Source organism: Blautia sp. MSK20_18 (assembly GCF_020553125.1).
In the GTDB taxonomy this organism is placed as follows: Bacteria; Bacillota; Clostridia; order Lachnospirales; family Lachnospiraceae; genus Blautia_A; species Blautia_A fusiformis.
This window is the reverse complement of record NZ_JAJCGR010000042.1, coordinates 1-23,062: the sequence shown is the minus strand read 5'-3', so window position 1 is coordinate 23,062 and position 23,062 is coordinate 1. Positions and strand designations below refer to the sequence as shown.

Annotated in this window: 26 protein-coding genes and 2 pseudogenes; all 28 read right to left on the bottom strand. The window is 41.2% G+C overall.

Going from position 1 to position 23,062, the window contains the following annotated elements:
- Nucleotides 1-56: 56 nt before the first annotated feature.
- A pseudogene (locus tag LI091_RS16085) lies at nucleotides 57-2,144 on the bottom strand (VirB4-like conjugal transfer ATPase, CD1110 family); the annotation flags it as partial.
- Nucleotides 2,026-2,490, bottom strand: a complete 465-nt coding sequence (locus LI091_RS16080) for a PrgI family protein (RefSeq protein WP_012744297.1) — start codon at nucleotides 2,488-2,490, stop codon at nucleotides 2,026-2,028. The pseudogene LI091_RS16085 and the gene LI091_RS16080, both read right to left, overlap by 119 nt.
- Before the next feature lie 23 nt (nucleotides 2,491-2,513).
- Nucleotides 2,514-3,383 carry a VirB6/TrbL-like conjugal transfer protein, CD1112 family gene (locus tag LI091_RS16075; protein ID WP_012744298.1) on the bottom strand — a complete coding sequence of 290 codons (870 nt, stop codon included), beginning with the start codon at nucleotides 3,381-3,383 and terminating at the stop codon, nucleotides 2,514-2,516.
- A 12-nt stretch (nucleotides 3,384-3,395) separates the two neighbouring features.
- Complete coding sequence (locus LI091_RS16070; RefSeq protein ID WP_255626455.1) at nucleotides 3,396-3,467, bottom strand: hypothetical protein; 72 nt, start codon at nucleotides 3,465-3,467, stop codon at nucleotides 3,396-3,398.
- A gap of 84 nt (nucleotides 3,468-3,551) precedes the next feature.
- A complete protein-coding gene (locus LI091_RS16065) occupies nucleotides 3,552-5,249 on the bottom strand; it encodes a recombinase family protein (RefSeq protein ID WP_015521926.1) in 1,698 nt (565 codons plus the stop codon).
- Nucleotides 5,250-5,275: 26 nt separating this feature from the next.
- Nucleotides 5,276-5,458: a hypothetical protein gene (locus LI091_RS16060; RefSeq protein WP_015521925.1), complete on the bottom strand. Its 183-nt coding sequence runs from the start codon at nucleotides 5,456-5,458 to the stop codon at nucleotides 5,276-5,278.
- Nucleotides 5,459-5,761: 303 nt separating this feature from the next.
- The gene (locus LI091_RS16055; RefSeq protein WP_015543458.1) at nucleotides 5,762-5,878 is read right to left on the bottom strand and encodes a putative holin-like toxin; all 117 of its coding nucleotides are present in this window, start codon (nucleotides 5,876-5,878) and stop codon (nucleotides 5,762-5,764) included.
- Between the two features lie 257 nt (nucleotides 5,879-6,135).
- Nucleotides 6,136-8,043 (bottom strand): AAA family ATPase, encoded by a 1,908-nt coding sequence (locus LI091_RS16050; RefSeq protein WP_023843669.1) that lies wholly within the window; start codon nucleotides 8,041-8,043, stop codon nucleotides 6,136-6,138.
- A gap of 38 nt (nucleotides 8,044-8,081) precedes the next feature.
- Nucleotides 8,082-9,809 (bottom strand): MobQ family relaxase, encoded by a 1,728-nt coding sequence (gene mobQ / locus LI091_RS16045; protein WP_003864580.1) that lies wholly within the window; start codon nucleotides 9,807-9,809, stop codon nucleotides 8,082-8,084.
- Nucleotides 9,809-10,174, bottom strand: a complete 366-nt coding sequence (locus LI091_RS16040; RefSeq protein WP_015543456.1) for a DUF3847 domain-containing protein — start codon at nucleotides 10,172-10,174, stop codon at nucleotides 9,809-9,811. The genes mobQ and LI091_RS16040 overlap by 1 nt, the downstream gene beginning before the upstream one ends.
- A 200-nt stretch (nucleotides 10,175-10,374) precedes the next feature.
- Nucleotides 10,375-10,605 carry a hypothetical protein gene (locus LI091_RS16035; protein ID WP_003864582.1) on the bottom strand — a complete coding sequence of 77 codons (231 nt, stop codon included), beginning with the start codon at nucleotides 10,603-10,605 and terminating at the stop codon, nucleotides 10,375-10,377.
- Nucleotides 10,593-11,159 carry a DUF3990 domain-containing protein gene (locus LI091_RS16030; RefSeq protein WP_003864583.1) on the bottom strand — a complete coding sequence of 189 codons (567 nt, stop codon included), beginning with the start codon at nucleotides 11,157-11,159 and terminating at the stop codon, nucleotides 10,593-10,595. The genes LI091_RS16035 and LI091_RS16030 overlap by 13 nt, the downstream gene beginning before the upstream one ends.
- Entirely contained in the window at nucleotides 11,152-11,376 is a 225-nt protein-coding gene (locus LI091_RS16025) for a DUF3791 domain-containing protein (protein ID WP_003864584.1), read from the bottom strand. The genes LI091_RS16030 and LI091_RS16025 overlap by 8 nt, the downstream gene beginning before the upstream one ends.
- A 322-nt stretch (nucleotides 11,377-11,698) precedes the next feature.
- A complete protein-coding gene (locus LI091_RS16020) occupies nucleotides 11,699-13,210 on the bottom strand; it encodes a hypothetical protein (protein WP_003864585.1) in 1,512 nt (503 codons plus the stop codon).
- Nucleotides 13,211-13,322: 112 nt separating this feature from the next.
- Nucleotides 13,323-13,505, bottom strand: coding sequence for a DUF6440 family protein (locus LI091_RS16015; protein ID WP_003864586.1), 183 nt, complete (start codon nucleotides 13,503-13,505; stop codon nucleotides 13,323-13,325).
- 33 nt (nucleotides 13,506-13,538) lie between these two features.
- A complete protein-coding gene (locus LI091_RS16010) occupies nucleotides 13,539-13,853 on the bottom strand; it encodes an L-2-amino-thiazoline-4-carboxylic acid hydrolase (RefSeq protein WP_040466130.1) in 315 nt (104 codons plus the stop codon).
- A 94-nt stretch (nucleotides 13,854-13,947) separates the two neighbouring features.
- Complete coding sequence (locus tag LI091_RS16005; RefSeq protein WP_003864588.1) at nucleotides 13,948-14,373, bottom strand: N-acetyltransferase; 426 nt, start codon at nucleotides 14,371-14,373, stop codon at nucleotides 13,948-13,950.
- Nucleotides 14,374-14,430: 57 nt separating this feature from the next.
- Complete coding sequence (locus tag LI091_RS16000) at nucleotides 14,431-14,952, bottom strand: GNAT family N-acetyltransferase (protein ID WP_003864592.1); 522 nt, start codon at nucleotides 14,950-14,952, stop codon at nucleotides 14,431-14,433.
- Between the two features lie 346 nt (nucleotides 14,953-15,298).
- Nucleotides 15,299-15,505 (bottom strand): helix-turn-helix domain-containing protein, encoded by a 207-nt coding sequence (locus tag LI091_RS15995; RefSeq protein ID WP_265191349.1) that lies wholly within the window; start codon nucleotides 15,503-15,505, stop codon nucleotides 15,299-15,301.
- Between the two features lie 146 nt (nucleotides 15,506-15,651).
- Nucleotides 15,652-16,062, bottom strand: a complete 411-nt coding sequence (locus tag LI091_RS15990; RefSeq protein ID WP_003864594.1) for a single-stranded DNA-binding protein — start codon at nucleotides 16,060-16,062, stop codon at nucleotides 15,652-15,654.
- 23 nt (nucleotides 16,063-16,085) lie between these two features.
- Nucleotides 16,086-16,385, bottom strand: coding sequence for a hypothetical protein (locus LI091_RS15985; protein WP_015543455.1), 300 nt, complete (start codon nucleotides 16,383-16,385; stop codon nucleotides 16,086-16,088).
- Between the two features lie 696 nt (nucleotides 16,386-17,081).
- Complete coding sequence (locus LI091_RS15980) at nucleotides 17,082-17,936, bottom strand: substrate-binding domain-containing protein (RefSeq protein ID WP_015543454.1); 855 nt, start codon at nucleotides 17,934-17,936, stop codon at nucleotides 17,082-17,084.
- Between the two features lies 1 nt (nucleotide 17,937).
- Entirely contained in the window at nucleotides 17,938-19,656 is a 1,719-nt protein-coding gene (locus LI091_RS15975) for a Na/Pi cotransporter family protein (protein WP_003864599.1), read from the bottom strand.
- A gap of 172 nt (nucleotides 19,657-19,828) precedes the next feature.
- Entirely contained in the window at nucleotides 19,829-20,611 is a 783-nt protein-coding gene (locus LI091_RS15970; protein WP_265191348.1) for an EAL domain-containing protein, read from the bottom strand.
- Nucleotides 20,612-20,869: 258 nt separating this feature from the next.
- The gene (locus LI091_RS15965) at nucleotides 20,870-21,151 is read right to left on the bottom strand and encodes a hypothetical protein (protein WP_003864601.1); all 282 of its coding nucleotides are present in this window, start codon (nucleotides 21,149-21,151) and stop codon (nucleotides 20,870-20,872) included.
- Nucleotides 21,152-21,165: 14 nt separating this feature from the next.
- Entirely contained in the window at nucleotides 21,166-21,513 is a 348-nt protein-coding gene (locus LI091_RS15960) for a TnpV protein (RefSeq protein ID WP_015543451.1), read from the bottom strand.
- A 73-nt stretch (nucleotides 21,514-21,586) separates the two neighbouring features.
- Entirely contained in the window at nucleotides 21,587-21,748 is a 162-nt protein-coding gene (locus tag LI091_RS15955; RefSeq protein WP_055066063.1) for a Maff2 family mobile element protein, read from the bottom strand.
- A 241-nt stretch (nucleotides 21,749-21,989) separates the two neighbouring features.
- Nucleotides 21,990-23,009, bottom strand: a pseudogene (locus LI091_RS15950) (VirD4-like conjugal transfer protein, CD1115 family); the annotation flags it as partial.
- Nucleotides 23,010-23,062: the final 53 nt, after the last annotated feature.

Sequence of the window (23,062 nt, the reverse complement as noted above, 5' to 3'; positions counted from 1 at the left end):
TTTTACGGACGGCTACTGACCCCGCTGTCTATTCAACAAGCGGAACGTCTCGTCCGATGGAATTCATCCACATAGTAACGGGTGGATTTATGAGCGGAACGGTTGATCGTCACTCGGTTCCATACCTGGTCCTGCACAATCAGCATCCCGATCTTCTTCAGCTGTTTTCCAAGCTCCTTGATATCAAAACATACGATACGGTTGTTGATGTCCACATTTGTGCGATGATTAAATACATTTAGGGAACCTGTAACGTAAATCTCCAATGAAGTTGCCAGACGCTGTGCTTCCGGCTCTTCCTGTTTCCGCAACAGATTATATAAATCCTCCAGTATCGGCATCTTCTCTGGCACCGGATCAGCGAGATATTCCTGATAGACCAGCCGCACACAACGGTCAATGATCGTCTTTTCTACCGGTTCCAGTCCATTCTTTCCACCGACAATCAGTTCACACAGGGACAGAATAAAATCTGCCTTTAAGGACAGCGGATTATCTTCCTCTGAATAATTCAGGTTCAGATCCATCGGATTGATATACTGGTCTGATACCGGTGAAATCCGGATGACCTGTCCGTGCAGTGCCTGCACCAGTGGATAATACTCGGCTTCTGGATCACAAATAATAATATCGTCCTCCGTAATCAGGAAACAGTTCGTAATTTCTCTTTTTGCTGAGAAGGATTTACCGGAACCAGGTGTACCAAGAATCAGTCCATTCGGGTTCTTCAGACGCTTCCGGTCAACCATAATCATGTTGTTGGATAATGCATTCAATCCATAATAAAGAGCTTCCCCTTCCTGGAACAGTTCCTGTGTCGTAAATGGCACAAAGATCGCTGTTGCCGATGTGGTAAGCCCTCTCTGAATCTCAATTCGATTGACTCCCAGTGGAATACAGGACATCAATGCTGCTTCCTGCTGATAGTCCAGCTGTTTTAAGGAACAGTTGTATTTTTGTGCGATACCCTGTACCTGGAAGATATTGTTATCCAGCTTCTGACGCTTCTTTGCGGTATTCATCACCAACACTGTCACAAGAAACATACGCTCATTTCTGGACTGTAAATCTTCCAGCAGATTCTTTGCTTCTTCCCCGTAGGTCACAAGATCCGATGGAAGCACATCCATGTCATACCCGGAACGTACCGCCCGCTTCTGCTCTTCAATCTTCATCTTATCCAAATCTGAAATCTTGCTCTTGATCATCTTGATCGCAGAACTCTGGTCAATGGACTGGATATGAATATTGACATTGATGCTGTCATCCACATCCAGGAAATCTGCAAGCATCCGGTCTGTAAGCTCCGGTGCCAGGATCTGCAGATAACTCACGCTTCCCATGGTCTTTCCCATCAGAAATGTCTGATTCTTGGAAAAGTTAAAGGAAGTTGGTGCAATAAAGTCTTTGGTCTTTAATCCTGTTTCCGGCAGCATCTTGTACTGGAACTTAAATGGTTCAATCCGATCCTGGTTGAACACATGATACAGAATCTCCAGTCGCTCCAGACCATTTAAGGAATGTGCCTGTGCTCCCAGAACTTTAAAGTTGTTCAGGATATCGGCTTCAATCCTTTCAAGCCTTGGTCTTGCCACCTTCAGGCTTTCTGCTTCGATTCCAAAAGTGATATACTTGGTTTTCACCAGACCATTGTTTCCCTTGGAAAGCTGATTTTTTAACATGGTCCGGTACTCCTCACGAATGGCATTGAAGTCATCGTTCTGATCCGGAATATCAATACTTTTCTCAAATTCAGCCACATCCACCTGCTGATTGATAAAGGACAGCTGCACACTGATGGAAGAATCAAAGTAATTTAAAAAATCACAGTAATTCTCAAATATCGTGGTCTTATCCTCATTTAAAGCCAGCTGATAATTGATGTCATAAAACTGAATTGTCTTAGAGAAAAAGGTCTTTGTCACCTGGCAGATACCATCCTGCAGCATCCGAATATACGGAATACTCTGCTGTGCAGTTGTAGGAATGTTTTTCTGTTTCCTACGATCCCGTTCCTGCTTCTTCCTACGCTTTTCCTGTTCTCTTTCTTTTCTGCTTTTTTTGTTTCTTCTTTCCTGACGGTTTCTTTTTTCCGCCAGGGACAGACGCTCCTGCTGAGCCTCCTGCTTTGTCTTTTTTGCCATCCGGCACACCCTCCTTTTTTACAAGGGTGGAAATCTCCTGATAAAAATTTTCTGTCTTATATGGTCTTACCGCTGGACATATAAACTTCTGTCGAATGATATTTGCCACCACTTTTTCAAAGGGAAGCCCGTCTTTTTCATACATCGCCATGAAGAAAAACGGAAGCATGATCGTTACCATCAGAATGGCAGCGATACTGGAACCGATTGGTTTTCTCATGAACAGATAAAACGGAATTCCCACAACTGCGGCAAGTGAAAAGAAAATCAACTGCCGCTTTGTCAGATTTAACGCTACTTTTGTTTTGACCTTGGTAAGGTCTTTTGGTACTGGTACATACGCCATGGTATGCGCTCCTTTCCTGCCCGTTAGTGGGCATTGAATATTGATTTGCTAAGGCTTCCGGTCTTGAATAATGAAAATGCAAGAATCACGGTATACGCCGCTACTGAAAACATTGCTGCATGAAGGTCACTGGATATGGTCATTGCATTTACTAAAACTGCATAAATTCCCACACAGACCATCATGAAGAATCCCTGAAATGCCAGTGCGAACAAGCCTTTTAAATAGTTGTTTCCGATATTGCCCCATTCCTTATTGGTCATGGTGGCAAACGGAATTGGTGCTATGGAAGTATAAAGGTAAATTTCTATCATTCTTCCGTACAAAATAACGGTTATGATGATCGACAGAATCCGCATGGTAATACTGATCAACAGCGTTTCCATGGATAGCAGGAACAAATCCCCCAGTTCCATATCTTCCAGTGCATCCACAATCCTTGCGACTGCTTCTGATGCATCCACCGCTGTGTTCCCGGAGATCACCCCGGCGGCATTGTTGACCACATGCTGGCCAACATCAAAGACCGCCATCGTGATATTGAACGTATTTGTCACCAAATAAATGGCTACATACGCCTTGAAAATCCAGAGGAAAATGTTGTAAGTCTCAAATTCATGGAAATTGTTTTTCTGCGTTACCATCGTAATCAGCTCATAGCACAAGACAAAGGTGATGATCAGTCCCGCAATGGGGACAATTACTGTCTGGGAAATGTTCTGGATCAGATTAAAGATCCCTGCATTCCATCCCTGCGGTGTCTGTCCCACCTGCCCGGCTATGGTTCCCACCTGCTCATTGACAGACGTGAACATGTTATCCAAACATGACTTGATAAGCCCGATCAGGATATCCTTTATCGCTTCCGTAATTCTCTCAATGATGGTGTTCATCTACCACTCCTCTTAAGAGAACAATGTTGCCAGCTGTGGAATCAGGGTAGTTCCCAGCAGCATGATTCCGGCACCAGCCATCAGCTGTTTTATGTCTTTTATGAGAAAATATTTGCTCGAAATGAGCCTTGAAAAGATTAAAATAGATTAAATTTTGATAGATTTTTCTTATTTATGGGAGCCGGAACCTCTTTCGATGGTTCCAAGCTCCGGTATTGGTTTTAAGTTGAAATGAATTTCCATTGTGACCGTTTCAGGAGTACGGCAGTAATTTTCTGTTCCGTCTTTCTCCTGCGGTTCTGAGATAACGATTTTACTGATCAGCCGGTTCAGAAGATTGGCATCCAGTTCTTTGATGTCCGCATACTCGCTAATATCGTCAATCCACTGCTGGGACTGTGCATCCAGTTTTTCTTCCGTATTCAGCACACTCTCATTCTGGAAAAGTTCCTTTTTGATATCTGTCTGCTCCTTCTGTGTCTTCTCCAGCATCTTATCAAAAACAGATTCTGTAATCTTGTCATTGATAAGGTCATCATACAGTTTTGCAATCAGCCGGTCTAACGTTTCCAGGCGGTCTTTCTGCTTTGATACCAGCTTCTCCAGACTTTCCCTGTGTCCCTGTGTATCTTCCTCGCATAACTCCTTTACCCGGTTTTCCAGTTCTGTTCCGTCTCCGGTAACTGCTTTTGCACATTCCTGGATTCTGGTAAGGACTGCATCATACAGGTCATCAGCGTCCACCCGGTGCTGGGTACAATGTGCTTTCCCCTTATGGATATAAGTGGAACAGGTATAAACTTCATGCTGGTCTTTGGTGTGCGTCTTCTTCAACGTCAACGCACCGCCACACTCTGCACAGCGGAGTAATCCGGCAAACATGCTGTATTCTCCCTGTTCTGTCTGGCGTTTCCTGCCTTTCATCTTTGCCTGTACCAGATCAAATACATCCTGCGGAATGATTGCTTCGTGGGTATCCCTGACTGTGATCCAGTCCTCCGGAGCTTTATCTCCCTGATTGCCAATCTTGAAACGGTAGTACCTTTTCTGGGAAGCCATGTCACCACAGTAAACGGGATTCATCAGCAGGGATTTCAGATAGGATTCATCCCATACATATTTCCCATTTTCCGGGTCTTTCTTTTCCCATTTTGTGTAATAGGTGCGGAGTCCCCGTTTCCGGTGCCACCATGACGGGCAGGGAATCTGCTGGCGTTCCAGTTCTCTGGATATAAAGTTAATCCCATGACCGTCCACCGCCCACTGGAAAATTTTCCGGACAATCGGTGCTGTCTCGTCGTCAATCAGGAGATGTCCCTTTTCCTCCGGGTCTTTCTGATATCCCAGTGGTGGAACAACACCTGTAAACTTTCCCTTGGTTGCCTGCAGGTGATAGGACGCATGGACTTTCTTGGAAATATCTCTGGAATACATCTCGTTCAGCACGTTCTTAAATGGGGCAATCTCATTGTCTCCGGCAAAGGTATCCACATTATCATATAATGCGATATACCTTACTCCATGCTTTGGGAAAAACTCCTCCATCAGAAATCCTGTCTGTACATGGTTTCGTCCCAGTCGGCTCTGGTCTTTGGTAATTACAAGATTCACCAGTCCTTTTTCACAGGCTTTGAGAAGTCTCTGCAAATCAGGTCGGTCTGTGTTCAATCCTGTATAACCATCGTCCTGAAACACATCCACCACCTGCCAGCCCTGTGACTGACAGTAATTCACCAGTATGTCTCTCTGGTTGGAGATGCTGGCACTCTCTCCGGTCAATTCGTCATCTTTGGAAAGTCGGCAGTATACACCAACTCTCCAGGTTGCATTTCTTTCTATATTGTTACTCATATATCTGTTGTTCATCTGATACCTCCGTTACTTTGCACATCCTACGCAGATTTCAGATTACTGAACTCATAATCATTATACTGCTTATCTTTCATTATTGCAAGTTTATCTTTTGTTTTCGTGTCACGTATTTTCTGTGCGATCACCTCTGCAAACACTTCTTTTGCGTCCTGATCACCGTCAAAATATACTCTGATGTTGATAATTTTCTTCTTCACTGCCATTGTAAAACCTCCATTTTTTGCAAAAAAAGAGCAGCTAATCCATTTTTACAGATTAACTGCCCAGACTGTTGGTTACATATATTAAAATTTTTGTATTAACATTTCAGAAATTGGGGATATAATAAAGACAGGGATAAATCCCTGTCAGATGAACTGCATATTTTAATTTTCCCATTGAAAACAAGAGGAATGTGTGGTACATTTGTTATAGGAAAAGCACCCACTCCAAAGTGGATGCCGCCTGAGTTGACTAAATGGTCTTACGACCACCGCCTATCCTGTTGGCAGACAGGATAGGCATTTTTATTTCCTCTTGTTCTTCCGATCAAGAAAGGCAATAATCGCAATTAACAGGCTACCAAAAGCGATCAGTAAACTGAGTACGCCTAAGAATATTGAGATAATCTCATAAGCTGTCATATCACGCACCTCCTTTCTTTCATCTCAGAACCCCGAAAGGCTCCGGTCTGTAAATATCAGGAGGCAGCCACACCCTGTCACAGGTGCTTCCCCGTAACATTGCTGTTACCGGATAATCATACCATTATATCCGCCATATTACAATTCATTTTTGTTCCAGATTCACAGCAATCCTTATTCTGTATGGATACCTGCTATTTCCGTTTGATTGCCTTGCACCGGCAGACGGCAGATAGGGTATCTATAAAGCCTGCCGTTCACTCCAAAATTCTGCCGTCACCCATTCTCCCTTGTTTTTTTAATCGAATGGTATTTTCCTGCTTTTCATTCATCCGATAATCCAGTTCTTCTTTCATCCGGCTTCTGGCTTCTCGCATGGTTCTCTGGGAGATTCCCTGTGCTTTTGCCTTTTCATCCAGTTCCCGGATTGTGACTGCATTTCCGTCTGCAAGCAGTTCATAGATCAGTTTCGTTCCCCGTTGCAGTTTTGTTTCTGTCGGCTTTCCTTCCTTTCCGTCCAGAAGATCATCTGCGGAAATCTCATAAGCTCCCACCCAGCGGAATCCTTCTTCATCTCCAAGTTTAAATGCCATCGTCTCACCTGGAGGTGCAAGAGAACTTTTCTCATGGATCAGTACTCTTGTTGTCGGGTCTTTCTTTACTTTCCCGATAAAAAGCAGGCTTCTCACCGCCGCCATGATATCAATAGAACCAAGTCCCCGGTAAGTACTCTGTGTCCCTGAAGATTTATTCAGATGTCCGATCAGCACAATCGCACAACCGGTCTTTTCAGCGATCATTCCCAGTTTCCGGAATACCGGACGGACTTCATTTGCCCGGTTCATATCCACATCGGCACCGATAAAAGCCTGTACCGGATCAATGATTAAAAGTCTGACCTGATTCTGACGGATTGCTTTTTCAATACGGTCATCGGATAACGTCAATGCTTCCTCTGTATCATCAATGACCATCACCCGACTCAGGTCTGCTCCTGCTTCCACCAGCCTCGGCTTAATCGTATCTCCCATACCGTCTTCTGCAGTCTGATAGATCACATTAAAAGGTTCAATCTCTTCCATGTTCGGGAAAGTCTTACGGTTCGTGCAGGCTGCGGTCAGCATCATGGCAAAATAAGTTTTTCCCTCTCCTGGATTGCCCTGAATAATCGTCAGTTTTCCAAATGGCAGATAGGGAAACCACAGCCATTCTACACTGGTCTGTTCAATGTCTTCATAACACAACATCGGCACCAGTTCTTCCTTCTCCGGTACTTTCATTGTAACTGTTTCAATGATTGATTTCTTCCTGTCTGCATTTTTATCACAGAGGATTTCATTCCAGTCCTTTCGGGACGGTTTCAGACGGATGACACTGTATCCGTCCGGGATTTCTATTGCCAATTTCTCACTGGCTTCATTCCCTGCATGGTCATTATCCAGGCACAGGAAAACCGAAGTAATCTGAGGGCGTTCAGAAAGAAAAGCCATCAGTGCCGCACTGGAAATGCCACCCAGACTCAGGTAGCTCCGCTTTTTCCAGTCTTTGGGAAATAATTGGATAAAAGAAAGCAGATCAATGGCTGCTTCAAACACAAACAACTGATTATCCGTCCCTCTGTGACAGAATCCGTAAGATTTATCAGATTCAGCCACATCTCCCCGGTATTTTGTTTCACCAGTTCCCCTGCAATGGGCATATCTTGGAATACCGTCTGCATCTCTGCCAACAAACACCACATTATGGTGCTTCTTTTCTTCATAAATATCCCCACTGCCGATCCATTCCTCCACCATATTCTTTTCAATCCCTCTGTTTTCTGTCAGATATCTGATGATTCTATCATTATTTTCCTCTTTCTCTGGTAATCGGAAGTCAGGGGACGGGGCGGGGCAGGTACTGTTCCTGCCTTCGCCTTCCTCCCCGGTTAGCATCTTGACAGCTTCCGGAAATGTGGCATTGTAAAATTCCATCACAAAATCCACCGGATAGCCACCCCTCCCCTGACTGTGCCTGTACCACCGGTTTCCGGATACCGTTACACTGTCATGCTTTTTCCAACGGTATTCCTTTCCGCTTTTCCCTAGTTGTTCTCCCTGTGCGCTCAGAAAAGAAACAAGATCTGTCTGATTTGCTCTTATAATTTGTTCTTCTGTATACTGCATTTTGCTCATCCTTTCCCGTCTGTCCTGCTGACAGACTGTTATAAACTCATGTCATAGTTTCGCTTTTTCTTCACTGCCTGTTGTTTTGCATCACGCTCTGCACACTCTTTCTTTTTTTCATCCAGTTTTCTCAGAAGAGAGGTCTTCTTTTCTGGATTCTGCTCCGACTGGTTCAACGGCTGTTGCTCTGCTTTCCCGTTTTCTTCAAGAATCTCTTTCGCCTGAACTGTGTAAAATGTCGGGAACTTCACCTGCTTCTCCCTTTTTTCTTCTGAACGCCCGGAAGTATCTGCTTCTGCCATTTCCCGGTCACGTCTGGCAATATCCGCACAGCTCTGTACCTTTTTCACAAAAGTTAGTTCCTCCTGGTACGGCTGATTATCTGCTTTCAGCTCTTCGATCCCCGCCTGAAGTTCTTCTTTCTCCCGTTTCCATCTGGCAGTTGGCACTTTTCCATTTTTATCCAGATGTTGTTTCAGTTCCCGTTCACATTTGCGGTAATAATTGATTTCTTTTTTATGCTGCTGATAATATCTCTCCCGTCTTTTCTGAAAATAGAAATGGTTATACTCATCAATCAATGGCTGATTTGTTTTTATTACCTCTGCCATCTTTTCCAGATTCTCAAGTTCCTTTAACTGTTTCCGCTTTTCAGAAATTTCTTTTTTACTGACAGAAACAACACCGTTCAGTTCCTCAATCCGTTCCTGCAAGTCATCCATCGTTTCTATCTGATGTGTCTGAAGATAACTGATGGATTTTGCAAACTCCTGTAAATTGGAGAGATTCTTACCTCTCTGTTTCATCTCCGCATAAAAATTGGGAAGTGGTGGTCTGCCCTGTGTCTTTTTATCATAATAATCCTGCAGGCTTTCCAGCAGTGTCGGGTTCTGCCTGCGATCCAGCTCTGCTTTCATTTCCTCATAAGCTGTCTTCATCCACTGAATGGATTCTTTCAGAGAAATAAACATCTGGTTAAACTGCCGGATTGCCCGGTTCAATTCTCCGATCACCGTTTTGATTCCCTTTTTCTCCATTGCCCGGACTTCATATCCCTCATGGATGGTCGGGATCAGGTCAATCCCCTGTTCTTTGTAGGAACGGTGGTCGATTCTGGATGCCATGTGGCACTCCCTGAATTTCCCATTTACTTTCTCTGTCCATGCCCGCCGCCATTCTTTTAAAAGCTCCGGATCATTCCATCCGGTAGTAGAAACAGCATTGAACATATCTTTTCCTTTGGCATCCTTCACCCGGTTTCCATCCTCATCAAGAATATATTCCCTTCTCTGCTTATTGCCCCAGATTCCTTCCTCTGTAAAAGGACGGATTGGGACAAGCACATGGAAATGGGGATTATCCGGTTCTTCTTCATTTTCCGCTTTTCCCTCATGGACTGCCAGATCCACGATCATGCCACGTGCCACAAACTGCTCCTGGCAGAACTCTTTTGCCAGTCTGATATTTTCCTCAAGTGTCAATTCATTCTGCAGTGCAATGTCAAACGAATAGGCAAGCTGTGCCTTGTTGTTCCGTTCCACATGCTCCACCTCGTTCCAGAGTGTTTCCCTGTCAGTCAGACGCTCTGGCACATACTCCGGTGTCAGGATTTCTGTAAATATCACACCTGACTTGCTCGTATAATCGTGTATCTTGTTGTAATAACTGTCAAAAATCCTCTGCCCGGAAATATAGGCTGCGGAAGCGACCACCATCTGCCCTTTCCCTCTGGATACATTCCTTACTGAAAAATGATACAGTGCCATTAACTGTCATCTCCCTTCTCTGTCTTTTTTACTGCTTCTGCAATCTGCTGTTGATCTTTGTGTAAGGCGGCTATATGAGCCTGCCGCACAATACTCTTGTTGTAACTGCTGTTCTGCAGTTGATTCATCATGTCCTGGACGTCTTCCTGTTCCAGATCTCTGGACAGCGGAAATACTTTCTCAAACTCTGCCCCTTTGACAATCAGCCGGTGGGAACGTTCCCTGCGTTCTACCAGCTTCTTCCGCTGCTCCAGAATGTTTTTGTGGTGAATTGCTGCCTCCAGTTCCTGTCTGCTCTTTTCCATGTTGGCCTTCAGTTCCTCCAATGACATGGATTCATACTTTGGATTTTTTGCTCTGCTCATTTTCTTGTACTCCTTCTTTTTTCTGTAAACAAAAAGAACCGGCTTATTCATGAATGCCGATTCCTGGGTATAAAAAACTGAGGTCGTTGTCCTGTGATTAGGAAATGCTGACCTCAGCGTTTTTGAAATATTTAATTGTTGCTCCTTGGAATGAAAGTCTTTGTCACCATTGTCGTATAAATTTAAACTCACATCCCATATCAGGATTTCTTTAATTCTTCCATATACAGTTCAGCTATATATGCCGGACCAGTGCACCACAGCTTTGTCTTCTCATCATACAGTGCTTTTCCTGTCTTTGAACACAAAAAATCTGTCAATACCTCGTTTCTGTCCTTGCCTGTCTCTTCTGCGATTTCATCTGTCACCATAGTGATCAGAAGGTCGATTGTATAATTCATTTTTTCCTTTGGAATTGTTACTTCAGCCATATCTTCTCACCTTTCACAAATTTCAGACACTCAATAGCTGCCTCAGTTTTAAAGCAGTATTGATCTTTCAATTTATTCGGCAGCAACTGTCTGATACAGAAATCGTCTGCTACTTTATCACCTGCAGTCCCAAAAGCACCCGCAAGATAAGCGGTAAGAGTAGCGTTTGTTGCATCATCCGCAATCTTTCCTGCAATGATATCATATTTTGCCATTTCACGTTCAACCTCAATAAACATTTTTTTCTTTCGGTGAGCGGCGATACAATGTAACCAGTCCACATCTGCATTTTCAAAAATATGCGTTTCAAGATTTTCTGAAAGTTTGAATTCAAAAGTTGAAATATATCCAAACTTCTGCCCCTCTTCAATTGTTCCGGTTGCGATGGCTTTGGCTATTGAGGTTCTCAGAAAACTTTCTTCCTGTTCCTTTGATGTGGTTAAATAAAATCCCTGTCCAAAATCTTTTCTCTTTGCACATTTGGCAAGATCTGGCTCTTTTACTTCACAATAACTTCCATGATAGAGAACAAATCCATCTTTTAACTCAAGCACTAATCTCTATCCCCTTTCTTTGCAAAAATTCAGTAATATCTTCAAGCACAGCTTCATCGCCTTCACAATGAAAAATCCCATAGCATTTTTCTATATATCCAAGAACATCGGCTTCTTTAAACAAGTGGATAATCTGTTCAACAGGTAAATGCCACTCTTCTGAAGCAAGCCGGATTAGTCTTGTTTGCATAAAAGTAATCTCTGTTTTCTCACTCATTATGAATCCTCCTCATTTTCTTAGTCAGTAAAACCGGAATTGTTGATTACCAAGGCATATTTCCAAATCGACTAATAAAAGTTACTGTTAGTCCGGTTTTATCAATCATTGCAAGTTTTACGATTGCGCCTGTACTGTTTGCTTTCCTCCGTCGACATTCAAATCTGTTGCCGTGGCACCTGGATCAGCGCAGTTCACCTCTTATGTCTTGGAGTCCTTTTGCATACTTCCAAAAGAACCCAGTCCGCTTGAAACATTTACGATAATAGTTTTATTTTTTCTCTCATTGTCATACAATGCACCTACTTCCCCAGAATTTATTTTACCACGTATTCTTCTGTTCGTCTGTCACCTGCATCGTATCTGCATTTACCAGATAAAAATCTACCAATTCGGTCTCGTAATTGCCATCCGGATATACTTTTTCTAACACCAGTTCTTCGCAGGAATTACCATCTGCATCTGTCTTGGAACCATTATCGTACAGACAGTATCTCACATTTACCGTATTACCGTTCTTTGTTTCCTGCGTTTCGCTGACGACAGCATAGACTTCTCCCTTTGCATTCGCCGTGTAACTGAACGCCATATTTTGAAGTGTATTCTGCTCCTGAAGGTAATTATAAACTGCCAGCATTGCATTTTGAATTGTCAGACCATCATGCTGCCCTTCTGTCTCGTAATCTTCTATGGTATTTCCACTCTGAATATCCTCTGAATCTGTTGAATTCTCTGTATCCAAATCCGGTAATTCTGTAGTATCCTCTTCTTGATTATCTTCTTCATCTATTGTATCCGAAGACCACCACAGACCATCCATACTCTGCATAACAAATGGATTATTGGTTCTGTATCTCCGTTCACCACCATAATCTTCCTGCACAGTTATATACGTATATTTGCTGTCACAACCAGTCACCGTTTCTGTTCCATCCATTCCGAACACTACACTCAGACCACTCATTCCAATAATCAAAAGTGCAAATATCGCAGCAGCTCCATAGACAATTATCAATGCCACTTTGTTTTTACCGAATTGTATGGATAATGCCTGGCAATTGTGTCTGTATAAACTCACGATCCCCCAGATCAAAAGAACCGCCAGACTGATTGTAATAACAGTAATCGATATTTCTGCGAAACGATATCTCACTTCATATCCCATATCACGTTTTATACCATACCACAATCCATAGAAGAAGGTACTATACGCAAGAACCAAAGTAATGATACTGATCCGTATCGGATGCTCTTTTTTATCCGGCACTGCCTTCTTCAGTGCCTCTGCCATCTGCGCTGCCGCTCTCTGCTCTATCCACATAGCAAGCTCTGCTTTTGACGGATATGTGCATTTAGTATCCGGAATCCCTGCGTAACACATCTGGCTCTCTTGAATCCCTGTCGCATCTCCTGCTGCCATTGCTGTAACCACTTTCAGGTAATAATACAACTTCAACTGTGCTGGATTGAATTTATCTATACGAATATCTGCCAGCTCCTGTGCAGCCCGTTCATAATTGTTAAGGAGTACACTCATCCGTGCCATAACCAAAAGCATCTGATTCGCTACAGCAGGGTAACGGTGATATTGCTTCTCATATAAATACCGTGCATACTCATGTCGTTCTTCCGGTGTTAACCGATAGGACTTCTTTCTATTCTGTGCCAGCATCGCAATTCGCAGACCATAAGCCAATTCCAAAATTGCAATCAGCTGGCAGATAAATGCACCAAATCCCCAGATATCCGTTGTATACCGCACATAGGTCACCAACACAATGCCTAGCATTGCCGGAATCACGATCAACCATTTTGTCCAACCTGATCTTCTCATAAAAATCTCCTGAATTGTTTTTCTGAATATAGTATATTACCGCACACACCAATCGACCATATACATATTGTGACGATGCTGTTACTTACCATAACAGTTGCTGTTTCTAAGGTCATCTATTTATAGCCTGAGAAATAACTGGTTTCCCATCTCTGTCCAACAATGGAGTCAGTCCACCTGAATACCCACATGCATGATATAAATAATTCACACCAGTTTCCTTATCCACCCATATCTCAGTAGTAGTTAATGCTCCCTGAGAATATATTTTTTCAAATCTCTCTTCTTTCGCCATTTTCAATTTCCTCCCATAATCAATTTTTCGGTTTTATAAAAAATGTTTCTCTGTTACTTTCTCGATTGTATCATGACATACAGTTCCATCTTCGGCAATCGTCGATTTTCTGATAAATCTCGAATGATGCTTTAATACTCCATAAGCATACCAGTCATGGTTGCAAAATACTTTGCAGAACTCTGCATAGCCATGTTCCTTACAGGTATCGAAATACAGACACCTGCTGATTTCATAAGTAAATCCACTATCATCATCCTGCAAAATTTCTGTCTCCCAACATACCTTTTTTTCGCCCTCCAGATCATCTACCAGAGACTGTCTCACAATCTTATAGCCATTCGGCAATAAATCGACATGCTTTTTTCTCTTTTTCCGTTACCATATTTTCTCCCAACTTGCACACTAAGTCATAATTTTCCAAACACTAAAACTTGAATTTCTATTTCTGCTGCCATGCCATTACATAGTCTTTTTCTCCAGTAGCTTCATCCAAACCGCTATACTGAATCTCAAATCCTTCTCTTTGATAAAAGGATATTGCCCGTGTATTTTTTTGATATACATTTAAGATTAATTTGTTTCTTTTTCCCTTTACATAGTTTAGCAAAATTTTACCTATACCTTGAGATTGCATTTCGGCAGAAACAAAAATACCTTCAATGTATTCGTTACTTAACCCTATAAAACCCTGTATTTCCTGTTTATCCTCGTAAACATAGACAGTTGCCTGTAATAGAAGTTCTTTTACTAACTCAAAATTACTTTTCCAATATTGAGCAGAGATAAAATAATGTGTCTTTATATTTGTATCTAACCATATTTCTGCAACTTTATTTATATCCACTTTCCGTAATTCTCTAATCATAACGGTGATGCTCCTCAAACTCCGATTTTCTCAATTTTTCAAACTGGAATTTACGAACTACAATATCTTTTCGAGAAAAAGATGGTTTTTGTGTGCAATTACATCTCCAACTTTTTTAGAAGCACTAGCAATTATTTCAAATCCATTTTTTTGATACAAAGATAGCGCAGGAATATTTTGACTTCCTGTATCCAAACGTAGTGCCCTGCAACTATTTTTTTGTGCTAATTCTGTAGCGAATTTTATTAGTGATGATGCAATTCCTTTACCAGACATACTCGGACGTACCATTAAAAGGTGAATTACCATTACCTCATCTTCAGATAATTTTTCTTTCCAAGGAATAGTTGCATATTCTATTGGTTGAACTTTATCAATAATGATACTTCCAACAATTGTTCCGTTTTCTTCATATACAAACAAAGCACCAGCATAAATAGCCCGTTCTGCATCATCTTTCGTTGGATAAACCCCTTTCTTAAATACAGTAAAGGCTGTATGATTCAGTTCATACTGGAAATGCTCATTGTAAGTATCTTCAATCGAATTAACATCTTTTAGTATTGCTTTTCTAATCATAAAATCTCTCCACAAATTTTGATTTCACACTTTCTTTCCCCTTATATGTCTATATCTGAAATATTCAGTCACAAACTTTATCAGGGATAGGCATCTGTGCCGCAAGGGGATCTTCCCCTTGTACGAAATCTCTGATTTCGCTGTATTTCCCGGTTTGAGATTTCTTGAAATCGGGAACAGCACCGCAGGTCGCACGATACAGGCAGATGGAATTGCCTGTATAGAAGTGCGCTCTTAGCGTTGCTAAGAGATTTATGCCGTATCCGGCGTGTTATCTTTTTTCAATTTCTTTTTTCGACTTCTGAAGCATTCTTCCAGTTTTAATAATTTGACATGTCTGCTCTTGTTACTCATCATCTGTAAATTCCAGCATCTCATCAACGGTGCAGTCCAGCTTCTTGCAGATCTTCTCAATCATCTCCATTGATACATACTGGTTTTTTCCCATCCTGGCAAGAATATTTCCACTGATCCCGGTGAGGTACTGCATCTCTATCCGCTTCATATTTTTATCTATGAGCATTTTCCATAATCTGTTATAACTTACGCCCATAAGCAACCTCCATATTTTTCATCTGAACATATTTTGATTATATCACGATTTCGTTAGGTTGAATACCTGTAATTTTTGATGTCTTCTGTAAAATGGAAAAGAGGATGCCCCGACAAAGGGCAACCTCTCCAACCATTTACTTCGGTTTAGTCGAATGGAACCTCACCTTCCGGTGCTTCCATAAATCCGTCCTTATCTGTTTTCGGTGTTTCCGATGAATCAGCTCCAACACCATTATCCTTGTTCTGGGCAAATTCATGTTCTTCCACGATCACATCTGTAGTATAAATTGTTTTCCCGTCCTTGTCCTTATAATTGCCAGTGCTGATACGACCGCCAATCACAATCCTCATTCCCTTGTGAAGATATTTCTGTGCAAACTCTGCACTCTTTCCGAATGTGACACAGGAAATAAAATCCGCTTCCTGTTCACCGTCACGTTTATATCTTCTGTTTACCGCCAGTGTATATCTTGCTACTGCCATATCATTATCTTTTCCGGCATATTTGATCTCCGGATTCTTTGTCAGTCTTCCCATTAAAACCACTTTATTCATAATCGTTACTGTCCTTTCCGCAGCTACGCTGCCATTGCATATTCTTCATCATCTGTTTCATCGTCCGGCATAAACATTGCACATGCTTCCGGTGGATTGGTATCATCCGGTGAAAATATTTTCCGGATCATTTCATACATGATCGGATACCGATATGCGATTTCTTCTCTTGCAAGGAATCTGCATACCCTGTAAAGATTCTTTTTCATTTCTTCATCTGTTGTAAGCATGGCAACCAGATGGATTCTCTCCCTTGTATAAATCAGATTCGGGCATCCAAACCAGTTAATCAACTGCATTTCTTTCATTTTCAGTTCTGTCATAAACTGCTCCTTTCCGGGCATTTTGCCCTGTAAACATTGTCATCAGTTTCATTCGTCCGGCGGTCTGGCGTGCGTTTCCCTGTCACCTGCAGCCGTCTCAGACTGCCTCTGCCTGCATCAGCAGGTCACTGACCATAAGGCTTCGGTCAGCCGCCCATCATCGGGAGTGTCATTATAATTTCGCTCGCTCTCAGAAAAAGAAAGGTCATGGCATAACTCCTGTTAGGCTTCCAGGGTGCACTTATCGGTTGTCAAGGTTCATCGAAGGAACATTCCAAAACGTCCTCTGATTACTAGAGTCAAATGACTTCGCAAGATGCAAAAGATTCGTGATATTTTTTTGCATTTTTATCATTTTTTCTTTTACTTTTGTTAGTCCCTTCACATACTCTGTACTGAGACAGGCAAAAGCGGACATCTTTGGGGTAAAATTTTTAAAATAATTGTTCCTCTACCTATAAAGCCTGGGAAGCGGTATTTACCAACCCCCTTTTGCAAGTTTTTTTCGCATAAATGAAATATTCCCTCACTAATAGCAAGTTTCAGAGGGCATTTGGACGGTACTTTTGCAGAAAAAATTATTTTTCCACTAATCACACGTGGGAATTTGAAGAATGTCAGATAATTTTGAAAAAATCCAAAAAAGAAGCACCGACCGTTATAGTCAGTGCTTGTAAGATATTATATTCGTTTTTCTCAGGAAAGATCATCCCAGTTTTTATATGTTCCATTGTACAGACCTGTAAGTTGTTTTATTGTAAGATTTTCCAGTGGATTTTCTTCATTTATCACAATAGCTATAGCATCTTTTCCAATGACTTTTGTTTCCAGAAGCTCTGCTTCATAATCCTTTAATTCTCTGGATGACATTGCGAAATCACACTCTCCACTTATCACCGCCGTAATCCCTCTTGAAGAATCTGTTGCTTTTACTTCTATTTCAGCATTTGGATTTTGTTTCTGATAGTCATCTGCCAGTGCTTTTACCATTGGTTCCATTGAAGTGGATCCTTCAATCAGAATCTTTCCTTCTGACTTGTCAGAAAGGAATGTTGTTGTACTGTCAGCCTGAATACAATATTGTTTCACAATATCCTGTCCTTTACTCTTTACATAAGTCAGGAAATCCTGTTCCACATCTGTCAGTTCTCCATTATAAGCCAGATAATAATCCCTGCAAAGAGGATAACTGTTATTGTCTATTGTTTTCTCAGAAGGAAGAACTCCGTTGATTTGAAGTATTTTTCCATTCGTATCTGTTGCGGAACTATATGCGACATAACCAACTGCGTTTTTATCTTCTTCCACCTTTTTCAGAACTTTCTCTGTAGAATCAACAACTATTCCTGTATCACTCTCAGGCAGTTTCAAAAGATTCTCAAATTCTGCTCTGGTTCCTGACCCTTCTTCTCGTGATACAGCTGTGACAGCTCCCATAGCAGACAGATCCGGCAATGGCTCTTCCTCGGTTCCACATGCTGTTATTCCCGTTGCCAGCATTATCATTATCAGCAGAAGTGCAGATTTTCGGATGTTTTTTTTCTTTACCATTTTATACTGCACCTCTTTCCATCATTGATTTTCCCGTCTCTTCATCAAGGTTTATAAAAGCCACATTATCACAGGCTTCTTCTGCAATGCTGACACAATTATCTGCCATACGGTCAAAATTATACATGATCCCAGAAAAATATCTTGTCATAGACGCATCACAAACCTCATTTTTTACACGGTTTAAATGTGCCTTACTGTATTTTTTCTCTGCTTTATGCATTTTTTTCTTATTTTCAAAAACTGTTTCAGCCACTACAGCATCACCCTTACGGATTGCCTCCATTGCTTTCTTTAAAAGCTGCTGGATAATATCAATGCAGTCTTCCATTTCTGAGGAGGCTTCACTGGTCAGTCTTTTTCCATTGTTATTTACTTTTTCACATATCTGGTCAATATCTTCACATCTGTCTGCAATCCTCTGAATACTATTGTTTACATACAGTAACCCTGCCGTCTGCTCAGACTGTTGTTCTGTAAGGTTTCCGCTTGCGAATAATCTGGTAATATATTCTGTCACACTGTCCTGTAACTGATGTACAATCTCCAGATTTTCTATAAACGAACCATGAGTTTTTGAGTCTCCATCTGCTACAATCGCCGTTTTTAAATCACTTAACAGAGATTCTGCCAGTTCTCCAAGTCGGTTCAGTTCCTTAGATACCAGAACCATAGCAGCCGCCGGCTGTTCAATCACTTTCATATCCAGATATTTGGGTTCAAAAGCTGCTTTCTCTGTTTTGTCATTTCCACGGATGATTGTTGTAACAATTTTTACCATCAGCGGAATCAGTGGCAGCCAGACCAGTGTACAGACGATATTAAACGTTGTATGTGCATTTGCAATCTGTCTTGAAATCACATCAATCTCATTTCCCTTTGGTGAAATAAACTGGACAAATTTTGCAAACCACGGAACCAGGAAAATAAAAACGCAGCTTCCACTGATATTAAAAATACTATGCGCAATTGCTGTACGTTTTGCATTTTTAGATTGTCCAATTGATGCAAGAAGTGCTGTGATCGTTGTACCTATATTATCTCCAAGAAGAATCGGAATCGCACCGGTAAGCCCTATTACACTGCTTACTCCGTCCGGTCCTGCCTGTGATGCAAAATTCTGCAGAACTGCAATCGTAGCTGAACTACTCTGCACAACCAATGTCATGACCGCTCCCAGTACAACACCAAGAACCGGAATGGATGAAACTTTTCCCATCAGATCAACAAAGACCGGACTTCCCGCCAAAGGTTTCATGACTTCACCCATGATTTCAATTCCTTCAAATAAAAGTCCGAATGAAAAAATTACCATACCGATATTTTTAACCTTTTCTTTTTTGCTAACAAAGTTCAGAATAAATCCAACAAAGATAATTGGATAAATATAATTGCTGATTTTAAATGCCATCAGCTGTGCCGTCATAGTGGTTCCTATGTTGGCACCAAAGATAACAGAAATTGCCTGCGGAAGACTCATAAGTCCCGCACTGACAAAACCGATAACCATAACTGTCGTCGCTGAACTGCTCTGCAATACAGCTGTTACAAGTGCTCCGGCAAGTGCTCCCATAATTGGATTTCTTGTAAGAAATCCAAGGATTTTTTTCATTCGTTCTCCTGCGGCTTTCTGAAGTGCATCACTCATGCTGTTCATTCCATAAAGGAACAAGGCAAGGCCACCGATCAGACCAAAAACCACTTTCACATTCTCGTTCATTTCTCTGTCCTCTCCTGTTATTATATAAGATCTACATTTTCCTATACAATTATAGAAGACAGAAATCAAATCTATGTGAGTGCTTGTGTAAAATAGGTGTAAAAATCAATGGAAATCTTTATAATGTTATAATTGACTTATTCATTTTTCACCTGCTGACATATAGTTTTCATTACGATTTATTATTCAGTCTACGTAATACCAACATCGCCTCATTCCTTACATTTTTGAACGTTCTGTCCGGTCTTCCAAGAAAATATCCTTGTCCGTAATGAACACCTAATCTACACAGACACTCCAACTCTGCTTCTGTTTCTATCCCTTCTGCAATCAGAATTGCTCCTGTCTCATTACAGTAATGCAACAGAAATTCCATCATAATTTCCTTTTTCTTATGTTTTTGAATATCTCTGACCAGTTCTATATCAACTTTTAAGTAGTTTGGCGATGTATTTACTACACGGTTCAGACCAGAATATCCAGCTCCAACATCATCCAAAGCTATTTCATATCCCTGATCTGCATAATGCTTCATAATCTGTTGCAGAATCTGATAGTTTTCTATATCCGACAGTTCCGTTATTTCAAATACAATGTCACAGGACGGTACTCCGGCTTTCGCAGCCTTACGGTTTGTAAATCCCTGTATGAACGATTTATCCTGAATGATATTACCATCTACATTAAGAAATAATTTTGCATGTTCTGGTTTATTCGCCGCTGCCTTCAATGCTTTATTTCTGCACAATTTTTCCAATTTCCAAACACAGCCTACCTGTTCAGCAATCACAAACAAATCTGAAATCATAAGAGTCGTATCATGCCTGTCGATACGACTAAGAGCTTCATATCCTGCCACATCTCCAGTCTGTAAATTTACAATCGGCTGAAATACCGGATATATAGCCTTTCTTTCTAATATTTTATAAAATTCATCTGCATTTTTTACTTTCATTATTTCTTCTCTGCCTCTGTGAATACATTTTCTGTAACCCTATCAACCCACTATATGATATCATCACTTTTTCATCCTTCAATCAGATTTAAGTAAAATCATAGTAAATTTTCACCATTGTTCAGCCAGACCAATTCTTATATAACACAAAGCAAATACGTACTACCACCTGTTTTTTATTATGAAAACTATATTAAATGAGGCTCTTACTGTCTATACAATAAAAGCCTCGTTATATATAGTCTATGTTCTGATTATTCAGATCTTACTGTCTTTTTCACACACCAGTCTTTCATAATCCAGAAATCCCCGGATATACATTTCTTTTGCCACAATTCCCTCCATTGCATTTTTCGCTGAAATAATCCTGTCCAGTGTCTGCCACATCTCCTGTCCGCCATCTCTGAGGACCGGTTCCAGTATTTCTATGTAATGATGAATTTCTGCTTCCAGAGTGAACATCTCCGGGTCAGATTCAAGAAATCTTTCCAGCTCCCGCTGGTATTCTTCATAATAACTTTCAATCAGTTCTCTTCTCATATCTAGAATCCCCCTTATACATAAATCAGTTCCTGCTTGATGATCTCAGCAGCCCGGTTGCGGATATTGTTACAGTGGCATAGCCATTCCATAGGATTCTGTCTCTTCAGTTCCTCGGAAACTCCCTCCGCACTTCGCATCTGAGTTTCGATCAATTCAAAGCGTTCCTGTGCCTGTTCATTCAGATCTGCCAAATAACTGTCCAGCCTGGCGGTCAGAAGAAGATATGTATAAGTTCCAGATTTATGTTCTTTCAGATATTCCTTCCGAAGCATTCCCCATAAGCCAATCGGTCTGGTTTCCTCCGGGTAGTAAAGATTCGGTAAATAATAGTCTCCCACTTTTGTGTATTCGATTTTCATGGTGTCTCCTTTCGCTTTGCATGAAATTGTCATGTTATCTGCGTAGGATGTGCATTTTCTCTTTAAAATCTTTTCACATAGAAGACATTAAGTGTTTTATTCCTTGTGACTTTGCACCCGGATTGTCTGTTCCATATCCTTCCAGCAGATTGATCACTCCCCAGGCTGCAAGTCCGGCTCCGATCGCACAAACCAATGTTTTTAAGGTCGTAATTGCCGTTGTAAAAAATGCCATAAGTGTACCTTTGGAAAACTTACATTTTCCAGTCCTTTCTTAGATTTTTTCCAGAAAGGGAAGAAAACACTATATAAACCCTGCCTTTTGTGCTACACTAAGCATAGGATTTTCTACTTGGAAAATACCTCACACGTACAGTCGGTATATTCATTTTCGTCGATGGATACCGACTGTTCCTTTTTTCCAAATTATTCATGATTTCCTCCCATAATCCACTTCCCGACAATTTGTCGAGAAGTTACATCTGATACAATTCCACTTCATCCTCTGGTTTCAGTATCAGATTAGTACTCAGATATTTTTCAATATCAAAGGTATTCTTTTTGTCATAATCGGACAGATATTTGTAGTTTTTATGTTTGCAAATATCGTATTTATTTGAGAAAAATGGTCTGACACCTCTCACCTGCAGAATACATTTTCCCCCGTCCATGACTGCTATTTCATCTTGGCTCATCAACTCCTTTCCTGTTTTCTGGTAGTTCATTCCATAAGACCGCTGACTGCCTCTCGTATCCGATGTGTTATAAAGATCTATGGTTTCTTTTCCCAAAATCTCCGCTATTTCCTTTAATGTCGTTTTTTCCTTTCCACCCAGGAATAAGGTCGTATCACAGTTCCCTTCGATGGTATCGGCATTATCCTTATAAATTGCCTTAAGCTGAGACTTTGACTGCAAAATAATAGAAGCTGAGATTTCCCGGCTTCTAATCGTAGCAATCAATTTTTCGAATTTTGGAATTTGTCCGATGTTCGCAAACTCGTCCAGGAGACACCTCACATGAATTGGAAGTCTGCCTCCATATACATCATCAGCTCTGTCACAGAGCAGATTAAAAAGCTGTGTGTACATAATAGAAACAATAAAATTAAAGGTATCATCGGTATCTGAAATAATAACAAACAATGCAGTTTTCCTGTCACCAACCAGATCCAGTTCCAGCTCGTCATAACTCATAAGCTCCCGCAGTTCCGCAATATCAAAGGGTGCGAGTCTTGCACCACAACTGATCAGAATAGATTTTGCTGTCTTACCGGCAGCCAGCTTGTATTTTTTGTACTGCCTTACTGCAAAATGGTTCGGGGCTTTCTGCTCCAGTTCATCAAACATCAGATCTACTGGATTCTTGAAATTCTCATCATCTTCCCTGGCTTCTGACGCATTGATCATTTCCAACAGAGTATTAAAATTTTTTTCTTCTTCCCTGCCTTCATACCAGATATAGCCAATCAGGGCACAATAATAGAGTTTTTCCGCCTATAGTGATAGGTAAGGTTTTGATATTATCTCCACCTTTTCCCCCACTTCAC

Coding starts and splice junctions, on each gene's coding strand:
- LI091_RS16050 (WP_023843669.1), bottom strand. CDS start 8,043: ATGCAGTATACAGAAGAACAAATTATAAGAGCAAATCAGACAGATCTT.
- LI091_RS15970 (WP_265191348.1), bottom strand. CDS start 20,611: ATGAAAGTAAAAAATGCAGATGAATTTTATAAAATATTAGAAAGAAAG.
- LI091_RS15975 (WP_003864599.1), bottom strand. CDS start 19,656: ATGAACGAGAATGTGAAAGTGGTTTTTGGTCTGATCGGTGGCCTTGCC.
- LI091_RS16025 (WP_003864584.1), bottom strand. CDS start 11,376: ATGAGTGAGAAAACAGAGATTACTTTTATGCAAACAAGACTAATCCGG.
- LI091_RS16040 (WP_015543456.1), bottom strand. CDS start 10,174: ATGAGCAGAGCAAAAAATCCAAAGTATGAATCCATGTCATTGGAGGAA.
- LI091_RS15980 (WP_015543454.1), bottom strand. CDS start 17,936: ATGGTAAAGAAAAAAAACATCCGAAAATCTGCACTTCTGCTGATAATG.
- LI091_RS16065 (WP_015521926.1), bottom strand. CDS start 5,249: ATGAACAACAGATATATGAGTAACAATATAGAAAGAAATGCAACCTGG.
- LI091_RS16000 (WP_003864592.1), bottom strand. CDS start 14,952: ATGATTAGAAAAGCAATACTAAAAGATGTTAATTCGATTGAAGATACT.
- LI091_RS16055 (WP_015543458.1), bottom strand. CDS start 5,878: ATGACAGCTTATGAGATTATCTCAATATTCTTAGGCGTACTCAGTTTA.
- LI091_RS15990 (WP_003864594.1), bottom strand. CDS start 16,062: ATGAATAAAGTGGTTTTAATGGGAAGACTGACAAAGAATCCGGAGATC.
- LI091_RS16035 (WP_003864582.1), bottom strand. CDS start 10,605: ATGGCTGAAGTAACAATTCCAAAGGAAAAAATGAATTATACAATCGAC.
- LI091_RS15960 (WP_015543451.1), bottom strand. CDS start 21,513: ATGAAAATCGAATACACAAAAGTGGGAGACTATTATTTACCGAATCTT.
- mobQ (WP_003864580.1), bottom strand. CDS start 9,809: ATGGCACTGTATCATTTTTCAGTAAGGAATGTATCCAGAGGGAAAGGG.
- LI091_RS16075 (WP_012744298.1), bottom strand. CDS start 3,383: ATGAACACCATCATTGAGAGAATTACGGAAGCGATAAAGGATATCCTG.
- LI091_RS15985 (WP_015543455.1), bottom strand. CDS start 16,385: ATGACAGAACTGAAAATGAAAGAAATGCAGTTGATTAACTGGTTTGGA.
- LI091_RS16060 (WP_015521925.1), bottom strand. CDS start 5,458: ATGGCAGTGAAGAAGAAAATTATCAACATCAGAGTATATTTTGACGGT.
- LI091_RS16005 (WP_003864588.1), bottom strand. CDS start 14,373: ATGATTAGAGAATTACGGAAAGTGGATATAAATAAAGTTGCAGAAATA.
- LI091_RS15955 (WP_055066063.1), bottom strand. CDS start 21,748: ATGGCATTTTTTACAACGGCAATTACGACCTTAAAAACATTGGTTTGT.
- LI091_RS15965 (WP_003864601.1), bottom strand. CDS start 21,151: ATGAGAAGAGAACTGATTGAAAGTTATTATGAAGAATACCAGCGGGAG.
- LI091_RS16015 (WP_003864586.1), bottom strand. CDS start 13,505: ATGGCGAAAGAAGAGAGATTTGAAAAAATATATTCTCAGGGAGCATTA.
- LI091_RS16020 (WP_003864585.1), bottom strand. CDS start 13,210: ATGAGAAGATCAGGTTGGACAAAATGGTTGATCGTGATTCCGGCAATG.
- LI091_RS16080 (WP_012744297.1), bottom strand. CDS start 2,490: ATGGCGTATGTACCAGTACCAAAAGACCTTACCAAGGTCAAAACAAAA.
- LI091_RS15995 (WP_265191349.1), bottom strand. CDS start 15,505: ATGGGCGTAAGTTATAACAGATTATGGAAAATGCTCATAGATAAAAAT.